The organism is Pantoea sp. SIMBA_079, from assembly GCF_046940275.1.
GTDB classification, from domain to species: domain Bacteria; phylum Pseudomonadota; class Gammaproteobacteria; order Enterobacterales; family Enterobacteriaceae; genus Pantoea; species Pantoea borealis.
In genome coordinates, this window is record NZ_JAWRYR010000950.1 from 1 (window position 1) to 234 (window position 234).

Annotated in this window: 1 protein-coding gene; it reads left to right on the plus strand. The window is 52.6% G+C overall.

The window, feature by feature from the left end:
• The first annotated feature begins 7 nt into the window (after positions 1-7).
• Positions 8-166, plus strand: a complete 159-nt coding sequence (locus tag SB719_RS22740) for a biofilm development regulator YmgB/AriR family protein (RefSeq protein WP_412160120.1) — start codon at positions 8-10, stop codon at positions 164-166.
• Positions 167-234 lie beyond the last annotated feature (68 nt).

Sequence of the window (234 nt, forward strand, 5' to 3'; positions counted from 1 at the left end):
GGATGGGGTGATACGTAGCATCCTTGCTACCGAGGGACGGGTAACCAATAAGTCTATTATCTTTTACCTTATCATGGCGCTGGAGTCTACCAGTGACAGCGCTGAGGCTGACATTTTACGTCGTACACTGGGAATAGTGGTTGGCTACACGCCAGACGACGCATGACCACACCTTCTGCGCTGCCACTGTGGAGAGCTTTTATTCCTGTGCTTCCGCTCCGCTTCTGCCGGTAA